Annotated in this window: 2 protein-coding genes; both read right to left on the reverse strand. The window is 68.7% G+C overall.

Translation table 11 applies throughout. The features are described 5' to 3' along the window. Positions 1-1112, reverse strand: a 1112-nt coding sequence (locus AC1D01_RS28700) for an SGNH/GDSL hydrolase family protein (RefSeq protein ID WP_477872477.1), incomplete at its 3' end; no start/stop codon positions are given. Between the two features lie 192 nt (positions 1113-1304). Beyond that, on the reverse strand, positions 1305-2784 hold a 1480-nt coding region (locus tag AC1D01_RS28705; protein ID WP_477872479.1), incomplete at its 5' end, for a long-chain-fatty-acid--CoA ligase.

Raw genomic sequence — 2784 nt, forward strand, 5'->3', positions numbered from 1 at the left:
AGCAGCTGGTGGGCGTACGGCGTCGGGTGGAAGCCGTCGGAGAAGGCGTAGCTCTTCCACCAGTTCGGGTCGGTCACGCCGGTCGGCGGTGCCGCCGACACCGCGGTGGCGGTACAGGTCGGGAAGCTGTAGACCGGCAGGCCGTCCGCGCCGACACCGGTGGGCGGGCAGACCGGCGTGGTCACGTTGGTCAGGCTGTACTGCGCCGGGATCGCCACTTCCTCGTTGAACGAGGTGTAGAAGTCGATCACGACCACCTTGCCGTTGCCGGCGTAGTGCGTGTCGAGCGCGCCGTTGAAGGCCTGGATCCAGCTCTTGAACAGGCCCTCGGCCTGCCCGCGTGCAGCAGCACCTCCGTCGGTCGCTCCGCCCTGCACTGCCTTGGCTGCAATCGAACCCAGCACCAGCTGGAAGCGCGGCGTGTTCGTGATGCCGGGCATGTTCAGCACGGCCACGTAGTTCGCGCCCTTCGCCAGGACGTTGGCATCGATGGCCGCGCTGAATTGCGCCGAAACCGCCGCCATGTACATGCCACCCAGCTTCGCCAGGCCCGCGGCACCCGCCGCCGCCTCGGTGTCCACCGTGGTCGCGTCCAGCACCGTCTTCAGCAGCGCCAGGTAGCTCGCGCCGCCATCGGTGCCGGCCCGCAGGTAGGCGCCCACGAGGTCGGCCGCGTCATTGCCGCCGCCATCGACCAGTGCCAGTTCGCTGGCACCGATGTTGGCCGTCGCGGTCGCGTCCTTCATCTGCTGGATCACCGACAGCTGCGAGGTGGGCGCCGTGTAGTTGTTGATCCGGCTGCCGGCGATCGCGTAGTTGGTGCACCCGGTCTTCGTGGTGTTCGGCGTGAAGGTGGTGGCACCCGTCGCCGTGTAGTAGTTGCACATCGATGTGATGCCGTAGCTCAGCGCGACGCGCTCCGGAAACACCAGCGAGTCGGTACCCTGCACCGTCGCCTTGAAGCCGAAGGTGCCCGAGTCGGCCAGGCTGTCGCCCATGACCTTCACCGAGGTGATGTTGACCTTGGCCGTCGTGTCGCTGCCGCCGCCGCCGCAAGCGGCCACCAGTGCCGCCGCGCCGAGCGCGACGACATTGCGTTTCCATTGATGCATCCGTGTCTCCTGCTTCCCAGTCATGAATCCAGCCGAGGCTGAGGGGAACGCCGCGCAAATCAGCACGACCGTTCGTTTTTTCGATCAGCGCGGATGTTAGGGGCGGAGCAATACCCGAGGACTGCTGGAAAGCCCGGATTCCCCCTCGAAAAATGCATGGTTTGTTCGGTTTGCGTCTGTGTGCGCAAAGGTCTACGCAAGCCCGGATTCGCGCTCCTGCTCCTGCAAGACCCGCCACAGCACCTTCCCCGCCCCCGACTTCGGCAGGCTGTCGGCGAAGTTCACCAGGCGCGGCGCCTTGTACGCCGCCATGTGGTCGCGCGCCCAATCGACGATGTCCTGTTCGCGCGTCACGCCGCGCGCCTCGGCGCGCAGCACCACCACCGCCTTCACCGTCTCGCCGCGGTAGGCATCGCGCGCCGAGATCACGCAGGCCTCCTGCACCGCCGGGTGCCTGTAGAGCAGCGCCTCCACCTCGGCCGGCCACACCTTGAAGCCGCTCGCGTTGATCATCCGCTTCAGCCGGTCGGTGATGAAGAAATAGCCCTCGTCGTCCATGCGCCCCAGGTCGCCGGTGCGGAAGAAGCGCCGGCCCTCGATCTCGACGAAGGCCGCCTGCGTCGCCTCCGGATGCCGCCAGTAGCCCTGGAACACCATCGGCCCGTGCGTGACGATCTCGCCCACCTCGCCGACCGGCATCTCCTGCAGCGTGACGGGGTCCACCACGCGCGAGTCGACGCCGAAGATCGGGATGCCCAGGCACTGCAGCTTCGCGCGCTCGGGCGGGTTCGCATGGCTCGGCGCCGCGGTCTCGGTCAGCCCGTAGCCTTCGGCGAAGGTCAGCCCGAACTCCGCCTGCAGCCGCTCGGCCACCGCCTGCGGCATCGCCGCGCCGCCGCCGCTCAGGTAGCGCAGGCTCGACAGGTCGAAGCTCCTGTAATTGGGGCTGCCGAACAGGTCGATGATCATCGTCGGGATGCAGGTCCAGTGCGTCGGCCGGTGGCGCGAGATCAGCCGGCCCGCAAGCTCGCGGTCCCAGCGCGGCATCAACACCGTCGTGCTGCCGTTCCAGACCGGCCCGAGCACGCCGTAGACCATGCCGGTGATGTGGAACATCGGCACCACGCCCAGGCTCACCGTCTCGGCGCCGGCATTGCCCCAGCAGCCGCCCACCGTGTTCGCCATCAGCGTGCGGTGCGTGTGCATGCAGCCCTTCGGCAGCCCGGTGGTGCCCGAGGTGTAGGGCAGCAGCGCGAGATCGTCCGGCTGCGCGGTGTGCGGCCCGGGCACGTGGCGCCGAGCGAGCGCATCGGTCCAGCGGGTGTAGCGCTCCGACGTTGCTTGCGTGGCGTCAGGCAGCGGCGGGTCGGCGCGCAGCCAGGCCTCCATCGCCGGGGGCGGGGCRATGGCGGCGTCGATCACGTCGGGCAGCGCATCGGCGTACCGCACCACCAGCACATCCCGCAGTCGCTGCGCCTCGGGCAGCGCGGCATTCGCCTGCGCGACGAAGCCGCTCAGGTCGGGGCTGCAGATCGCGACGCGCGCCTCGGGGTCGGTGATGTAGTGGCCGAACTCCTCGGCCTTGTTCATCGGGTTGACCGGCACGACAACGGCGTTCGCGCGCAGGATGCCGTAGTACGCCGCCACGTACTGCGGGCAGTTCTGCAGGTAC

The sequence above is a fragment of the Rhizobacter sp. P3_B12 genome (genome assembly GCF_056402895.1).